15 protein-coding genes are annotated in these 15,284 nt (G+C 59.8%); 13 read left to right on the top strand and 2 right to left on the bottom strand.

Annotation, left to right across the window (positions count from 1 at the left end; all coding sequences use genetic code 11):
• The first annotated feature begins 121 nt into the window (after positions 1-121).
• The 8 genes from JZ00_RS19680 to JZ00_RS19645 all read left to right on the top strand — a co-directional run bounded on the left by JZ00_RS19680 (position 122) and on the right by JZ00_RS19645 (position 8,283).
• Positions 122-883: a hypothetical protein gene (locus tag JZ00_RS19680; protein WP_039592627.1), complete on the top strand. Its 762-nt coding sequence runs from the start codon at positions 122-124 to the stop codon at positions 881-883.
• A gap of 252 nt (positions 884-1,135) precedes the next feature.
• Positions 1,136-2,377 (top strand): SfnB family sulfur acquisition oxidoreductase, encoded by a 1,242-nt coding sequence (locus JZ00_RS19675; protein ID WP_039592626.1) that lies wholly within the window; start codon positions 1,136-1,138, stop codon positions 2,375-2,377.
• A gap of 23 nt (positions 2,378-2,400) precedes the next feature.
• The gene (locus tag JZ00_RS19670) at positions 2,401-3,588 is read left to right on the top strand and encodes an SfnB family sulfur acquisition oxidoreductase (protein ID WP_039592625.1); all 1,188 of its coding nucleotides are present in this window, start codon (positions 2,401-2,403) and stop codon (positions 3,586-3,588) included.
• Positions 3,588-4,955 (top strand): LLM class flavin-dependent oxidoreductase, encoded by a 1,368-nt coding sequence (locus tag JZ00_RS19665; protein ID WP_039592624.1) that lies wholly within the window; start codon positions 3,588-3,590, stop codon positions 4,953-4,955. The genes JZ00_RS19670 and JZ00_RS19665 overlap by 1 nt, the downstream gene beginning before the upstream one ends.
• A 30-nt stretch (positions 4,956-4,985) precedes the next feature.
• On the top strand, positions 4,986-5,795 hold the full coding sequence (locus JZ00_RS19660; protein WP_039592623.1) for a MetQ/NlpA family ABC transporter substrate-binding protein: 810 nt from the start codon (positions 4,986-4,988) through the stop codon (positions 5,793-5,795).
• A 2-nt stretch (positions 5,796-5,797) separates the two neighbouring features.
• A complete protein-coding gene (locus tag JZ00_RS19655; RefSeq protein ID WP_039592622.1) occupies positions 5,798-6,922 on the top strand; it encodes a methionine ABC transporter ATP-binding protein in 1,125 nt (374 codons plus the stop codon).
• Positions 6,912-7,556, top strand: a complete 645-nt coding sequence (locus JZ00_RS19650; RefSeq protein WP_039592621.1) for a methionine ABC transporter permease — start codon at positions 6,912-6,914, stop codon at positions 7,554-7,556. Before JZ00_RS19655 ends, JZ00_RS19650 begins: the two co-directional genes overlap by 11 nt.
• A 100-nt stretch (positions 7,557-7,656) precedes the next feature.
• A complete protein-coding gene (locus tag JZ00_RS19645) occupies positions 7,657-8,283 on the top strand; it encodes a class I SAM-dependent methyltransferase (protein ID WP_039592620.1) in 627 nt (208 codons plus the stop codon).
• 84 nt (positions 8,284-8,367) lie between these two features.
• Here JZ00_RS19645 and JZ00_RS19640 read toward each other — a convergent pair whose 3' ends face one another.
• Positions 8,368-8,934: a transporter substrate-binding domain-containing protein gene (locus JZ00_RS19640; RefSeq protein WP_039592619.1), complete on the bottom strand. Its 567-nt coding sequence runs from the start codon at positions 8,932-8,934 to the stop codon at positions 8,368-8,370.
• 130 nt (positions 8,935-9,064) lie between these two features.
• On the opposite strand from JZ00_RS19640, the gene JZ00_RS19635 reads away from it, so the two are divergent.
• Complete coding sequence (locus tag JZ00_RS19635) at positions 9,065-9,490, top strand: DUF4399 domain-containing protein (protein WP_039592618.1); 426 nt, start codon at positions 9,065-9,067, stop codon at positions 9,488-9,490.
• Positions 9,491-9,615: 125 nt separating this feature from the next.
• Here the strand turns inward: JZ00_RS19635 and serA are convergent, their stop codons facing one another.
• A complete protein-coding gene (gene serA, locus JZ00_RS19630) occupies positions 9,616-10,845 on the bottom strand; it encodes a phosphoglycerate dehydrogenase (protein WP_039592617.1) in 1,230 nt (409 codons plus the stop codon).
• Between the two features lie 204 nt (positions 10,846-11,049).
• Between serA and JZ00_RS19625 the strand changes: the two genes are divergently transcribed.
• The 4 genes from JZ00_RS19625 (at position 11,050) to JZ00_RS19610 (ending at position 15,272) form a co-directional block, all read left to right on the top strand.
• On the top strand, positions 11,050-12,444 hold the full coding sequence (locus JZ00_RS19625) for an FAD-binding oxidoreductase (protein WP_039592616.1): 1,395 nt from the start codon (positions 11,050-11,052) through the stop codon (positions 12,442-12,444).
• 42 nt (positions 12,445-12,486) lie between these two features.
• Positions 12,487-13,152 (top strand): fumarylacetoacetate hydrolase family protein, encoded by a 666-nt coding sequence (locus JZ00_RS19620; RefSeq protein ID WP_039592615.1) that lies wholly within the window; start codon positions 12,487-12,489, stop codon positions 13,150-13,152.
• Between the two features lie 160 nt (positions 13,153-13,312).
• A complete protein-coding gene (locus tag JZ00_RS19615; RefSeq protein ID WP_039592614.1) occupies positions 13,313-14,245 on the top strand; it encodes an SdiA-regulated domain-containing protein in 933 nt (310 codons plus the stop codon).
• Positions 14,246-14,360: 115 nt separating this feature from the next.
• A complete protein-coding gene (locus JZ00_RS19610; RefSeq protein WP_039592613.1) occupies positions 14,361-15,272 on the top strand; it encodes an SdiA-regulated domain-containing protein in 912 nt (303 codons plus the stop codon).
• Positions 15,273-15,284 lie beyond the last annotated feature (12 nt).

The following is a 15,284-nucleotide window of genomic DNA, read 5'->3' as shown; positions in this document are numbered from 1 at the left end:
TTATTTCAACAGAGTTGGATGAGCCAACACACAACCAACCTAAGTAACTCAATAATGCGATAGTTATTTACGCCTCTTATCTTTCCGGAACGTAGTGCGTTTAGACATCAAGGAGAACACCATGACATGTACGTCACCTATCCCTGAATTGGCCGCGCCCACCTTGGCCAGTAGCGGCATCAATATCACCAGCGCCGCGCACCTGGAGGTCATCGTTGCGCCCTACCCCCGCATGGACGCAGGCGATTTGCTCGAATTGTTCTGGGACAACTGCTTCGTCGGCTCACGCCTGCTTACCGAGACGGACGTGCATGACAGCATCCGCTTGCGGGTTCCGGAGAGCTTCATCGTCAACGGGACCTCCCACGTTCACTACCGTGTCATGCAAATCGGACGAGGGCCGGCGCTCTCTGCAGCGCGACAGGTTCAGGTCAAGCTGGACTGCCCCGGTGGTCAACCCTCTGCCTTGACCGGTGATGAGAACCAGAGCCTGGCGCCGGTGCGGATTCCTCAAGCCATCCGCCGCCAAGGCGTGAACCCGAACCAGATCAAACGTGGCGTGCCGCTGACCATCGAGCCCTACCTGAACATGGCCGCCGACGATGCGATTACCGTGCGCTGGGGCGACGTGCGCATGGACCTGCCGGGGATAAAACCTTGCGAGGTAGGCCAACCGGTCCACGTCTGGGTGCCGCCGGAAATCATCATGGAAGCAGGCGAGGACCTGCGCCTGGAAGTGACCTATTGCATCATCGACCGCGTGGGCAACAACTCCCGCTGGGCTCCGCCGCGGACACTGAAAATCGGCTGTACGAACCCGTATCTGAAAAACCCGCCAAAAGCGCCGCTCATGGCCGCTGAACCGCGACACCGGGCGCCTTGATGCTTTTCTCGTGCAGTCGTCTCCGTGCAGGCTGCACCGGGTGACAAATCCAGCCTATGGATATTCCTAAAGGTTAGTTCAAAAACCGTATTTACACGTTTAGGGTATATAAACCGGACCACCGGACATTCTTGATTTTGGTCGCCGCATTCATCGCGGCGTTTTCTTGAGATGTGAGGTGGATATGGTACGGAACACAATCACCCCAATGCAGGGCGCCAAGGCTCTGCGTGCAGCCACGGAGTGGCTGTGATGTCCGATTTGGCCCAGGCAAAAATCCAGAGCGACCTAGACATCGCTCCACCATTGTTGCCGCCCCAGGTGCTGCGCACTGATGCCGAGGCGATCAGGGCGGCTCATGACCTGGCGCAAGTGGCGCGCCAGCACGCCGCGCGTCGCGACCAGCAACGCAAGCTGCCCTGGACGGAAATCGAGCAATTCACCCGCAGCGGGCTCGGCAGTATTGCCGTGCCTCGTGAGTACGGGGGGCCGCAAGTCTCCTGCGTCACGATTGCCGACGTGTTCGCAATCATTTCCGCAGCCGATCCGGCCCTCGGTCAAATTCCCCAGAACCAGTTCGGCGTGCTCCAACTGATTCTTGCCACGGGCACCGAGCGACAAAAGAGAATTCTTCTGCAGAGCGTGCTCGAAGGCTGGCGCATCGGCAATGCCGGACCGGAACGTGGCACCCGCGACACCTTGGAACTCAAGGCACGGATCACGGCTGACGGTAACGGCTTTGTCATCAACGGGCAGAAGTTCTATTCCACCGGTGCGCTGTTCGCCCATTGGGTCGCCGTCAAGGCTTTGAATGAAGAGGGTCGCCAGGTATTGGCGTTCGTGCGGCGCGGCACACCAGGCCTGCGGATCGTCGATGACTGGTCGGGCTTCGGCCAACGCACCACGGCCAGCGGCACGGTGCTGCTCAACAACGTACGGGTCGACGCCGAGCTGGTATTGGACAACTGGCGCATCAATGAAACACCCAACGTTCAAGGCGCATTCTCGCAACTGATCCAGGCCGCGATTGACCTGGGCATCGCCCGTGGCGCCATCGACGATGCGATCGACTTCGTTCGTGAACGCTCCCGACCCTGGATCGACGCCCACGTCGAGCGGGCCAGCGACGACCTGTACGTCATCGCCGATGTCGGCAAGCTAAAGATCGAACTGCACGCCGCCGAGGCGTTGCTGCGCAAGGCCGGGCAGGTGCTTGACCTGGTCAACGCCGCGCCTGTCACTGAACAGTCCGCGGCTCGCGCCTCGATAGCCGTGGCCGAAGCCAAGGTGCTGACTACCGAGATTGCCCTGCAAGCCAGCGAAAAGCTCTTCGAGCTGGCCGGCAGCCGCGCCACCCTTGCTGAATTCAACCTCGATCGCCACTGGCGAAACGCGCGGGTCCACACCCTGCACGACCCGGTGCGCTGGAAGTACCACGCGGTTGGCGACTACCGCCTGAACGGCACCTTGCCGGCCCGGCATTCCTGGATCTGACGACCCGACAACTGGAGCAGCATATGACGCTTTCCCAACACGTCGCGGTGATCACCAGCGATGAACAAGCCCTGATCGTCGCCAGCGACCTGGCCGATGACTTCAAGCGCGACAGTGCCCTGCGCGACCGCGAGCGGCGCCTGCCCCTTCCGGAGCTGGAAGCGTTCACCCGCTCGGGCTTGTGGGGCATCAGCGTCCCCAAGGCCTATGGCGGCGCAGGCGTATCCAACATCACGCTGGCCAAAGTCATCGCACTGATTTCCCAAGCCGACGGCTCGCTCGGCCAGATTCCGCAAAATCATTTCTATGCATTGGAAGTGCTGCGGGTCAACGGCAACGAAGCCCAGAAACAGCGGCTGTACGCCGAAGTCCTGTCCGGCCAGCGTTTCGGCAATGCCCTGGCGGAGCTCGGGACCCGGACCGCCCACGACCGCATCACCCAGCTGCGTCGCGACGGCTACCGCATCGATGGCCGCAAGTTCTACGCCACCGGGGCAATCTATGCCCAGCGCATCCCCACCTCGGTGGTGGACGAGGACGGCGTGCAACAGCTGGCGTTCGTCCCGCGTGACAGCAAAGGCCTGACGGTGATCGACGATTGGAGCGGGTTTGGCCAGCGCACCACGGGCAGCGGCTCGGTGGTCTTCGAAGATGTGCATGTGAGTGCCGAAGACATCGTGCCGTTCCAGAGTGCCTTCGAGCGTCCGACGCCGGTCGGCCCGCTGGCGCAGATTCTCCATGCGGCTATCGACACCGGCATCGCCCGCGCCGCCTACGAAGATGCCCTGCATTTTGTCCGCAGCAAAACCCGGCCATGGATCGACGCCACCAGCGACGTCGCCACTCAGGACCCGCATACCCTCAAGAGCTTTGGCCACCTGAGCATTCGCCTGCACGCCGCCGAAGCGCTGCTGGAGCGTGCCGGTGAATTTCTCGACCGCGCCCAGGCCGAGACGAACGCAAAGACCGTAGCAGCGGCCTCGATCGCCGTGGCCGAGGCACGGGCGATCAGCACGGAAATTTCCCTGGCCGCTGGCAGCACGCTGTTCGAACTGGCCGGCAGCCAGGCGACCCTGGCCGAACATGGCCTCGATCGTCACTGGCGCAACGCCCGGGTGCACACCTTGCATGACCCGGTGCGCTGGAAATATCACGCAGTCGGCAACTTCTACCTCAACGATGAAAAACCGCCACTGCGGGGGACGATCTGATGGCGGCCGGCAAGAAAAAAATCCTCCTCAACGCGTTCAACATGAACTGCGTCGGGCACATCAACCATGGCCTGTGGACCCATCCGCAGGACACTTCGACCCAGTACAACACCCTTGAATACTGGACCGGGCTGGCCCAGTTGTTGGAGCGCGGCTTGTTCGACGGGTTGTTCATCGCCGATATCGTCGGGGTCTACGACGTCTACCAGCAGTCGGTGGATGTCACGCTGAAAGAGTCGATCCAATTGCCGGTCAACGACCCATTGCTGCTGCTGTCGGCAATGGCCGCCGTGACGAAACACCTCGGCTTCGGCCTCACGGCCAACCTGACCTACGAACCGCCGTACCTGTTCGCCCGGCGCATGAGCACGCTGGATCACCTGAGCCGCGGCCGGGTCGGCTGGAATATCGTCACGGGTTATCTGGACAGCGCCGCCAAGGCCATGGGCCTCACTGCGCAAGTCGAGCACGACCGCCGCTACGACCAGGCAGACGAATATCTGCAAGTGCTCTACAAGCTATGGGAAGGCAGCTGGGAAGACGAGGCGGTCATCAACGATCGCGAGCAGCGGATTTATGCCCAGCCAGAAAAGGTGCACATGGTCCGGCATCAGGGCGAGTTCTATCAGGTCGAAGGCTATCACCTCTGTGAACCGTCGCCACAGCGCACCCCCGTGCTGTTCCAGGCCGGCAGCTCCGAGCGGGGCCTGCTGTTCGCCGGGCGCCACGCCGAATGCGTGTTCATCAGCGGCCAGGACAAGCCGGCGACCAAGGTCCAGGTGGACAAGGTCCGCGCCAGCGCCCTCGCGGCCAGGCGCAATGCCGATGACATCAAAGTGTTCATGGGCCTGAACGTGATCGTCGCCGAGACCGAAGCGGCAGCCTGGGCCAAGCATGCCGAGTACTTGAGCTACGCCAGCGCCGAGGCCGGGGTGGCGCATTTCTCTGCCTCCACGGGCATCGATTTTTCCGAGTACGCACTCGATGAACCGATCCAATACGTGAAAAGCAACGCCATCCAATCCGCCACCAAGACCCTGCAGAACAACGACTGGACCCGCCGCAAGCTGCTGGAGCAACACGCCTTGGGCGGTCGTTACATCACGGTGGTCGGCTCGCCCGAACAGGTCGCCGACGAGCTGGAATCGTGGATCGCCGAGACCGGCCTCGATGGTTTCAACCTGACCCGCATCGTCACGCCGCAAAGTTACGTGGACTTCATCGACCTGGTGATTCCCGAGCTGCAGCGACGCGGGTCGTACAAGACCGAATATGGCAGCGGCACCCTGCGGGAAAAACTGTTTCACGCAGAAGCGCGACTACCCGACCAACACACCGGTTCAAGCTACCGCCACGAAGGCGCATGACTCAATCAAGCAATGACTGGAGCATCCGACATGACCAAGCACTTCCTTATCCTGCCAGTCAACGTACTGGCCCTGGCCTTCAGCATTTTCAGCCCGACGCTGTTCGCCGCCGACGCCCCGTTGAAAATCGGCACCACTGCCGCCTTCGCCATTCCTTTGGAGGCCGCCGTCGAAGAAGCTGACAAACAAGGCCTGAAAGTCGAACTGGTGGAGTTCAGCGACTGGATCGCACCGAACGTCAGCCTCGCCTCGGGTGACATCGATGTGAATTATTTCCAGCACATCCCCTTCCTGGAAAACGCCAAGGCCGCCGCCGGTTTCGAGCTGGTGCCGTTCGCGCCGGGAATCATCAATAACGTCGGTCTCTATTCGAAGAACTACAAAAGCTTCGATGAGCTGCCCGAGGGCGCCAGTGTCGCCATTGCCAACGACCCGATCAACAGCGGTCGCGGCTTGCAGCTGCTGGCCAAGGCCGGGCTTATCCAGCTCAAGCCGGGGGTAGGCTACAAAGCCACGGAAGACGACATCATTGCCAATCCAAAAAAACTCAAGATCCTGCAAGTCGAGGCCGTGCAGCTGGTGCGCGCCTATGAAGACGCCGACCTGGTGCAGGGCTATCCGGCCTATATCCGCCTGGCGAACACCTTTGACGCAACGTCTGCCCTGCTCTTCGATGGCCTCGATCACAAGGAATACGTCATCCAGTTCGTGATCCAGCCCAAGAGCAAGGATGATCCACGGCTGATCAAGTTCGTCGATATCTACCAACACTCGCCGGCCGTTCGCGCGGCGCTGGACAAGGCCCACGGCAAGCTCTACCAAGCCGGCTGGGAAGGCTGAGCATGAACGCCACCAACACGCAGCTAAAACAGCACCCCGTTGCGCCACGGGAAGCCGAACAGACCGAACTGCATCCGCAACTCAACCGCGCCCACGTACGTTTCATTGGCCTGGGCAAGACCTATCGGGGGGATCAGGGTCCGGTGGATGCGCTGCAAGGCATCGACCTGGCGATCCAGCATGGCGAGGTGTTCGGCATTATCGGCCGCAGTGGCGCGGGCAAATCCTCATTGATCCGCACCATCAACCGACTCGAACAGCCCACCAGCGGGAGGGTGTTGATCGATCAGGTGGACATCGGCACGTTCGATGAAGATCGCCTGGTGCAGCTGCGCCGCCGCGTCGGCATGATCTTCCAGCATTTCAACCTGATGTCGGCCAAGACAGTCTGGCAGAACGTTGAATTGCCTCTGAAAGTTGCGGGCGTGCCCAAGGAACAACGCCAGCGCAAAGTCCGCGAACTGTTGGAATTGGTCGGCTTGCAAGGCAAGCACGAGGCTTATCCGGCGCAACTCTCCGGCGGACAGAAGCAGCGCGTCGGGATTGCCAGGGCGCTGGTCCACGACCCGCAGATCCTGTTGTGCGACGAAGCGACCTCAGCGCTGGACCCGGAAACGACCCAATCAATCCTCAGCCTGCTTCGTGAGATCAATCAGCGGCTGGGCCTGACGATTGTGCTGATCACCCATGAGATGGCGGTGATCCGGGAAGTCTGCGACCGCGTGGTAGTGCTGGAACAGGGACGGATCGTCGAACAAGGCCCCGTCTGGGAGGTCTTCGGCAACCCGCAGCATGAGGTCAGCCGCACGCTCCTGGCGCCGCTGCAGCATGCGCTGCCCGATGAGTTGCACAAACGCCTGCGACCGCAGCCGACCTCGGCGGACGCAGCCACCGTGTTGCGCCTGCACTTCACCGGTCGCAGCGGCGATGAACCAGACCTCGCCGCCCTGTTCAGTGCCTTGGGCGGACGCGTGCGGCTGCTGCACGGCGGCATTGAAAGCATTCAAGGTCACGGGCTGGGGCAGTTGTTGCTGGCGGTGAGCGGCTCGTCATTGGGCGCCGAGCAATTGCGCAACCGCGCTGGCGATTGGGCACAACGGGTGGAGGTGCTGGGTTATGTGGTTTGACCGGTTGTTGCAGGGGTTTATCGACACGTTCCTGATGGTCGGCGTGTCGTCATTGATCGCGTTGTTGGCGGGTATTCCGCTGGCGGTGATCCTGGTCACTAGCGGCAAGGGCGGTATCTATGAAGCGCCCGCGCTGAACAAGGCCTTGGGCGGGTTTGTGAATCTGTTTCGCTCGATACCTTTCTTGATCCTGATGGTGGCGTTGATTCCGTTCACTCGATTGATCGTCGGCACCACCTACGGCGTATGGGCTGCAGTGGTGCCGCTGACTATCGCCGCCACGCCGTTTTTTGCCCGTATCGCAGAAGTCAGCCTGCGGGAGGTCGATCACGGCCTGATCGAAGCAGCCCAGGCCATGGGCTGCCGACGCTGGCACATCGTCTGGCATGTGCTGCTGCCCGAAGCACTGCCAGGAATTGTCGGCGGCTTTACCATCACTTTGGTGACCATGATCAACTCATCGGCCATGGCTGGTGCGATCGGCGCCGGTGGGCTGGGGGATATCGCCTACCGCTACGGTTACCAGCGCTTCGACAGCCAGGTCATGTTGACGGTCATCGTATTGCTGGTGGCACTGGTGGCGGTGATTCAACTGGGTGGGGATCGCCTGGCACGGGGGCTGAACAAGCGCTGAACGCAGGGTATCTGGAGACGAGCTTGCTCGCGATTGGCTGCGAAGCGACCCGCGGGCTTGCGGTATAGTCGGCTGACAATTCCCAGCCAAGCCAGCAATCATGAAACACACCGCCGACGACCTGCAGACCATCACCGCCACGACCCTGGGCCATTACAACGCCGTGGCGGACAGCTTTCGCGAAGGCACCCGCGATCATGACGTCAGCCAGAACATCGACGCCTTGCTGCGCCACATCCAAGGCCAGCCGCCGCTGCATATCCTCGATTTCGGCTGCGGTCCGGGGCGCGACCTGCGCACGTTCACGGCCATGGGCCATGTCGCGATAGGCCTCGACGGTTCAGAAGAGTTCGCACGCATGGCCCGCCAGGACAGCGGCTGCGAGGTGTGGCAACAGGATTTCCTGCAACTGGATCTGCCGGCGGAGCGTTTCGACGGGATCTTCGCCAACGCCGTCCTGTTCCACATTCCGGTCCAAGAGCTGCCTCGCGTCCTCAAGCAATTGCATGCCACGCTCAAGCCTGGCGGCGTGCTGTTCAGCTCAAACCCCCGGGGCGAAAACCAGGAAGGCTGGAACGGCCAGCGCTTCGGCGCGTATCACGACCTCGACGCCTGGCGCACATTGCTCACGGAAGCGGGATTTCTGGAGCTGGAACATTACTACCGGCCGGCAGGGTTGCCGCGGGAGCAGCAGCCTTGGTTGGCGAGTGTGTGGCGTAAGGCTTGAAAACCATTCTGTAACGGATAGGCCGAGGTCTTGTGGCGAGGGGATTTATCCCCTCGCCACAGAGCTCGCGCTTGATTGCGGATCTCAATCCTGCTTGACCAACCACTTCTGCGACAACTGCTCCAGTCGCCCATCATCCTTGATCCGCGCCAACGCATTGTCCAAGCTGGCCTTGAACGCCGGATTGCCCTTCTGGAATGGAATCACCAGGTTCGGAGCCGGTCCTTTTTTCTCTTGCGGCTGGAAAGACTGCGCCAGGACCAAAGGCCGTTGCGCCTCATCCTTGCTCGCCAGCAATTGCGCATCCGGTTGGCTATAAGTGGCACTGGTGTCGAAACGTTCCGCCAGTTCCGGGGTCATTGCTATGTGGTTGATGGCGACGTCGTACTTGCCGCTTTCCACGCCGGACAGCAGATCAGCCTCATCGGTCACGACAAAATCAGGGCGGACATCGAGCTCACCCGCGAGCATCTCGCCCAGTTCCACTTCGAAACCGGTGAGCTTGCCGTCCTCCTTGAAATTGAACGGCGCGGTATTGGCCTCAACGGCGATTCGCAACTCGCCACGGTCGTTGACGTCATCGATCAGTTCCGCATGGGCCATAGGGCTCAACAGGGGTAGCAGGCAGATCAGGCCAGGCAGGAAACGCATGGTCACTCCTAGATTTATACAAGCGATGCTCGTTTCTGGCTCGCTTTGCTATGGTTGTTGCAGGCTTCGACAACGATTAGTCACGAAGTTGTCACGACTCGACGGTTTTATGGAAAAAGTGGAGTAAAAAATGAAAAGTTTTATGTCGCGTGCGGCGTTGGCCGGTTTGTTGCTCGGAACTTCAATGCTGGCAACAGCAGCAACCCCGGCGCCCAAAAATGCGGAAGTATTCATCGTTTCTCCTGAAGACGGCGCCACCGTCAGCCAAGAGTTCAAGGTCAAGTTCGGCGTCAAGGAAATCGCCCTGGCCCCGGCGGGCGACATGACAAAAAACACTGGCCATCACCATCTGCTGATCGACGTCGATGATCTACCGGCCGAAGGCGCGCCGATTCCGACCGATGCCCACCACATGCATTTCGGCAAGGCGCAAACCGAAGCAACGATCAAACTGGCACCGGGCAAACACACTCTGCAGTTGATTCTGGGCGACAGTGGCCATATGCCGTTCGACCCGTCGATCGTGTCCGAAAAGATTACGGTAAACGTGAAGTAACGCAGCACGGCGATCCAACGCCGGCCCCATTAGCGAGCTTGCTCGCTACCACAGGTTGGAACTGTGTCCGAAAAAAACGGGAGCCCTTTTCGGGGCTCCCGTTTTTTATTGCAAGCCAGACCAGCTTAGAACAACACGCGGCAACGAATGGTGCCGTTGATGTGCTGCAGCTTCTCTTGCGCCAGGTCCGAGTATTCGGCATCGACATCGATCACGACGTAGCCGACTTTCTCGTTGGTCTGCAGGAACTGACCGGAAATGTTGATGCCGTTTTCGGCGAAGACCTTGTTGATCTCGCTCATCACACCCGGGATGTTCTCGTGGATGTGCAGCAGGCGGTGCTTGCCAGGGTGGGCCGGCAAGGCCACTTCCGGGAAGTTCACCGACGATACCGAGGTACCATTGTCGCTGTACTTGACCAGTTTTTCCGCCACTTCCAGGCCGATGTTGGCCTGGGCTTCAGCGGTGGAGCCGCCGATGTGCGGGGTCAGGATCACATTGTCCAGGCCACGCAGCGGGCTCTCGAAGATGTCGTCGTTGGAGCGTGGCTCCACCGGGAACACGTCGATGGCGGCGCCGATCAGGTGCTTGTCCTTGATCGCTTCGGCCAGGGCGTCGAGCTTGACCACGGTGCCACGCGCGGCGTTGATCAGGATCCCGCCTTTCTTGATGGCGCGGATTTCCTTCTCACCGATCATCCACTGGGTGGCCGGGGTTTCCGGCACGTGCAGGGTGACGATATCGGACATGCCCAGCAACTCATGCAGGTCGTTGACCTGGGTTGCGTTGCCCAGCGGCAGCTTGGTCACGGTGTCATAGAAGAACACCTGCATGCCAAGGCCTTCCGCCAGGACGGACAGCTGGGTACCGATCGAGCCGTAACCGACGATACCCAGCTTCTTGCCGCGGATTTCGAAGGAGTTGGCCGCGCTCTTGATCCAGCCGCCCCGGTGGCAGGAAGCGTTTTTCTCTGGGATGCCGCGCAACAGCAGGATCGCTTCGGCCAGCACCAGTTCGGCAACGGAACGAGTGTTGGAGTACGGTGCGTTGAACACCGCGATACCGCGCTCGCGCGCCGCGTTGAGGTCAACCTGGTTGGTGCCGATGCAGAAGCAGCCGACCGCCACCAGTTTCTTGGCGTGGTCGAAGATCTCTTCGGTCAGTTGAGTACGGGAGCGAATACCGATGAAGTGAGCATCGGCGATCTTTTCCTTGAGCTGGGCTTCCGGCAGAGAACTGGTGATGTACTCGATGCTGGTGTAGCCCGCCGACTTGAGGACGTCGACAGCCGATTGGTGGACGCCTTCGAGAAGAAGGAACTTGATCTTGCTCTTATCGAGAGAAGTCTTGCTCATCTGCGTAAACCTGTGTCCCGGAGAAAAATGGCAGGGAATCGGACAGCCTGGGCCGGCCCGACCGGCGTGACAGCCGTCGCCGCAGAACAGCCTTTGGGCACTACGCTGCGGGGTCGGTATGCTAGCATATGCCCCCCGCAAACACCCATTCCTGCGACGTGAAGCGTTCTCAGGATGACCATGAATTGTTCGAGAGTTCTGTCGATGACCAATCCTGCCGTGATAGATGAGCTGAAGACCCTGGTTGAGCCTGGCAAGGTCCTGACCGATGCCGACTCCCTGAATGCTTATGGCAAGGATTGGACCAAGCATTACGCGCCCGCGCCGACCGCCATCGTTTTCCCCAAGACCACCGAGCAAGTCCAGGCCATCGTGCGCTGGGCCAATGCGCACAAGGTTGCGCTGGTGCCATCGGGCGGGCGTACCGGGCTTTCCGCAGCTGCCGTGGCGGCAAACGGCGAAGTCGTGGTGTCATTCGACTACATGAACCAGATTCTCGACGTGAACCTGACCGACCGCACCGCCGTGTGCCAGCCGGGCGTGGTCACCGAGCAATTGCAGAACAAGGCAGAAGAGCACGGCTTGTATTACCCGGTGGACTTCGCTTCGGCCGGCTCCAGCCAGATTGGCGGCAATATCGGCACCAATGCCGGCGGGATCAAGGTCATTCGCTACGGCATGACCCGCAACTGGGTCGCGGGCATGAAAGTCGTCACCGGCAAGGGCGACGTGCTGGAACTGAACAAGGACCTGATCAAGAACGCCACGGGCTACGATTTGCGGCAATTGTTCATCGGCGCCGAGGGCACCCTCGGTTTCGTGGTCGAAGCCACCATGCGCCTGGACCGTGCCCCGAAAAATCTTACCGCGATGGTACTCGGCACGCCGGACTTCGACTCGATCATGCCGGTACTGCACGCCTTCCAGGGCAAGCTCGACTTGACCGCCTTCGAATTTTTCTCTGACAAAGCCTTGACCAAGGTCCTCGGTCGCGGCGATGTGCCGGCACCGTTCGAAACCGACTGCCCGTTCTATGCCCTGCTGGAATTCGAAGCCACCACAGAAGAGGTCGCCAACCATGCGTTGGAAACCTTTGAACACTGCGTCGAACAAGGCTGGGTGCTGGACGGCGTGATGAGCCAGAGCGAAACCCAGTTGCAAAACCTGTGGAAGCTGCGTGAGTACATCTCCGAGACCATCTCCCACTGGACGCCGTACAAGAACGACATTTCGGTAACCGTGTCGAAAGTGCCAGGCTTCTTGCAGGAAATTGATGCAATCGTCGGCGAACATTACCCAGATTTCGAGATCGTCTGGTTTGGCCACATCGGCGACGGCAACCTGCACCTGAACATCCTCAAGCCGGAAAACCTGAGCAAGGACGAGTTCTTCGCCAAATGCGCGACAGTGAACAAATGGGTCTTTGAAACCGTCGAGATGTACAACGGTTCGATTTCCGCCGAACACGGCGTGGGCATGACCAAGCGTGACTACCTGACGTACAGTCGTTCTGCGGTTGAAATCGAATACATGAAAGCCGTGAAAGCGGTGTTCGACCCTAACGGCATCATGAACCCGGGCAAGATTTTCGCGGTTTGACCCATAAAAACACCTGATGAAATCTAGAGGCAGGAGTCGGTAATGAGCTATCAGCACCAGTATGTCGACGGTACGCGTATTCATTTCCCGGTGGGCAAAGTGGTGTGCATCGGCCGCAACTACGCCGAGCACGCCAAGGAACTGGATAACCCGGTGCCTACAGAGCCGCTGCTGTTCATCAAGCCGGGCAGCTGCGTGGTGCCGCTGGAAGGCGGCTTCAGCATTCCTGCCGACCGCGGTTCGGTGCACTACGAGGCGGAGATTGCCGTGCTGATCGGCAAGCCTTTGTCCACCAAACCCAGCGTTGAAGAAGTGCTGGACGCCATTTCCGGTTTCGCCCCGGCCCTGGACCTGACCCTGCGGGACAAACAGGCCGAGCTCAAGGCCAAGGGCTTGCCGTGGGAAGTCGCCAAGTCCTTCGACGGTGCGGCAGTGATCGCACCATTTGTCTCCAAAGATACGTTTGCCGACCTGGGCGACATCCCTGTGCGCTTGACCATCAATGGCGAAGTCCGCCAGGACGGCAATAGCAGCCTGATGCTCAACCCCATTGTGCCGATGATCCAGTACATGGCCGGCTGCTTCTCGCTTCAGGCCGGCGACGTCATTCTCACCGGCACCCCGGCGGGCGTCGGGCCGCTGAACGTTGGCGATGAGCTGGTGCTGGAATTGCCTGGGGCGAGCCGCTTCGAAAGCAGCGTTCGCTAACAGCTACGCCTGCTATCCAAGGAGAGCAAGCCTGCTCGCTCCCCTTGGATAGCAGAGCACCAGCCCATTAACCATTTTTTCACATGCCATCTGGATAATCCTCGGGATTGCGGCATCTGAGCCTGCCGATCCCTCGCGGAATTTCTGGAATATCTTCCTGATGGCTAACACCCAAATCCTGCCCGTACCCTCGAGCGCTCGCCCCGCGCGCTTCAAATTGCCTCGGTATGCCTGGCTGTTGCTGGCGGCAATTGCTGCCTACAGCTCGGCGTCGGCCATGCATTGGGACGACCGCGCCCGGCTTTGGGTATCGGAACGCTTCCAGAGCCAGGGCCTGCGCCAGGGCAGCATTTGGCTCCCTGAATACCGCGCTGTTATTGATGCCAAGGAACTTCCCGGAATGGAGGAGGATGAAGCCTCCGACCTGACCTATAACCCCCAGACCAAGACTTTATTCACCGTGATGGGGAAAAACCCGTTCCTGGTGGAGCTGACCCTGGAGGGCGATGTACTGCGCCAAATCCCTTTGGTGGGCTGGAGCAACCCGGAAGGTGTGACCTACATGGAGAAGGGGAGGCTGGCCATCACCGATGAGCGAAAGCACACGCTATCGATCGTTCAAGTGGATGCCAACACCCGGGAATTGAACTTCACCGCCTTCCCTAGCTACAACCTGGGCTCGTCGAAAAACCAGAACAAAGGATTCGAAGGCATCGCATGGGATCCTCGCAACCGACAATTGGTGCTGGGCGAAGAGCGTCCACCCGCATTGTTCACCTGGAAAAGCGACGGAAGCCAATTGCTCAAGGGAGACAAACAGATCCGTGCCAGCGATGAACTTGACCTGCGCAACCTGTCGGCCCTGGCCGTCGATCCCCGCACGGGTCATACCGTATTGTTGTCCGCCGATTCTCATTTGCTGCTGGAACTTGATCAACAAGGTGAACAGGTGAGTTTCATGACCTTGCTCGGCGGCTTCAACGGACTGAAAGACACGATCCCTCGCGCAGAAGGCGCCGCCCTCGACGAGGCCGGCAATCTTTACATGGTGAGCGAACCTAACCTGTTCTATCGCTTCGAGAAATCACGATAGCGAAAACGCTGTCAGGTAATTCACCAATCATTGTAGGGCATGGCAGTCGGCCATTAAGTTTCAGTTCAGGCAGTCGTGATATTTCAACCACCTGTTCTAATCCGAGCCTATCCACATGCGTCGACTTGCCCGCCCTAAACCATTGTTCCTGCTGCTGATAGTCGTGCTGATTACGCTAATCGCGACAGGCCAGTACCTGCGCCTGTTCGAACGCGCCTGGTTTAACCTGAACACCCTCTGGCAGCCCATCAATGACCAGGCAATCTCACTGGACCAATATCAGGTCACGCTTGAAGCACAGGTAATAGAAGGCCTGGACGAAGACGTTTCGGCGTTGACCTACGACCCGATTCGCAAAAGCCTGTTCACCGTCACCAACAAGAATGCCGAGCTGATTGAACTGTCACTGGATGGCAGAATACTGCGACGCATCGCCTTGGTCGGATTTGGCGACCCGGAAGCGGTGGAGTTCATCAGCGAGAACATCTACGTCATCACCGACGAGCGCCAGCAGCGGCTGATCAAGATCCATCTGGACGAAGACACCCGGTTCCTTGATGCGGCCGAGGCTGAGCAAATGACACTCGGCGTCCATATGCGAAGCAACAAGGGTTTCGAAGGGCTGGCCTACGACTCCATTGGCAAGCGCCTGTTCGTGGCCAAGGAACGCGATCCGATGCTGATCTATGAAGTCCACGGCTTTCCCCACCATAATCCGGATAAGTCCTACGCGGTCCATGTGATCAATAACCCCAAGCGCGATGCCGGGCTGTTTGTCCGCGATCTTTCCAGCTTGCAATACGACGAGCGCAGCGGTCATTTGCTGGCGCTGTCCGATGAGTCCAGGTTGATTATCGAGCTGGATATCGACGGTCGGCCGTTGAGCACGCTGTCGCTGAACAAGGGGCGCCATGGCCTGAAGAACACCATACCGCAGGCGGAAGGCGTGGCCATGGATGACGACGGCAACCTGTACGTGGTGAGCGAGCCGAATCTGTTCTACGTATTCAAGAAGCCGCAGCCTTGAACCTGGCACAGA

This window comes from Pseudomonas frederiksbergensis (assembly GCF_000802155.2).
Taxonomy (GTDB): Bacteria; Pseudomonadota; Gammaproteobacteria; order Pseudomonadales; family Pseudomonadaceae; genus Aquipseudomonas; species Aquipseudomonas frederiksbergensis_A.
The sequence above is the reverse complement of the archived record's forward strand: the minus strand, read 5'-3'. Positions and strand labels throughout refer to the sequence as shown.

Coding starts and splice junctions, on each gene's coding strand:
- JZ00_RS19645 (WP_039592620.1), top strand. CDS start 7,657: ATGAAACACACCGCCGACGACCTGCAGACCATCACCGCCACGACCCTG.
- JZ00_RS19650 (WP_039592621.1), top strand. CDS start 6,912: ATGTGGTTTGACCGGTTGTTGCAGGGGTTTATCGACACGTTCCTGATG.
- JZ00_RS19680 (WP_039592627.1), top strand. CDS start 122: ATGACATGTACGTCACCTATCCCTGAATTGGCCGCGCCCACCTTGGCC.
- JZ00_RS19640 (WP_039592619.1), bottom strand. CDS start 8,934: ATGCGTTTCCTGCCTGGCCTGATCTGCCTGCTACCCCTGTTGAGCCCT.
- serA (WP_039592617.1), bottom strand. CDS start 10,845: ATGAGCAAGACTTCTCTCGATAAGAGCAAGATCAAGTTCCTTCTTCTC.
- JZ00_RS19660 (WP_039592623.1), top strand. CDS start 4,986: ATGACCAAGCACTTCCTTATCCTGCCAGTCAACGTACTGGCCCTGGCC.
- JZ00_RS19615 (WP_039592614.1), top strand. CDS start 13,313: ATGGCTAACACCCAAATCCTGCCCGTACCCTCGAGCGCTCGCCCCGCG.
- JZ00_RS19625 (WP_039592616.1), top strand. CDS start 11,050: ATGACCAATCCTGCCGTGATAGATGAGCTGAAGACCCTGGTTGAGCCT.
- JZ00_RS19665 (WP_039592624.1), top strand. CDS start 3,588: ATGGCGGCCGGCAAGAAAAAAATCCTCCTCAACGCGTTCAACATGAAC.
- JZ00_RS19655 (WP_039592622.1), top strand. CDS start 5,798: ATGAACGCCACCAACACGCAGCTAAAACAGCACCCCGTTGCGCCACGG.
- JZ00_RS19670 (WP_039592625.1), top strand. CDS start 2,401: ATGACGCTTTCCCAACACGTCGCGGTGATCACCAGCGATGAACAAGCC.
- JZ00_RS19610 (WP_039592613.1), top strand. CDS start 14,361: ATGCGTCGACTTGCCCGCCCTAAACCATTGTTCCTGCTGCTGATAGTC.
- JZ00_RS19635 (WP_039592618.1), top strand. CDS start 9,065: ATGAAAAGTTTTATGTCGCGTGCGGCGTTGGCCGGTTTGTTGCTCGGA.
- JZ00_RS19675 (WP_039592626.1), top strand. CDS start 1,136: ATGTCCGATTTGGCCCAGGCAAAAATCCAGAGCGACCTAGACATCGCT.
- JZ00_RS19620 (WP_039592615.1), top strand. CDS start 12,487: ATGAGCTATCAGCACCAGTATGTCGACGGTACGCGTATTCATTTCCCG.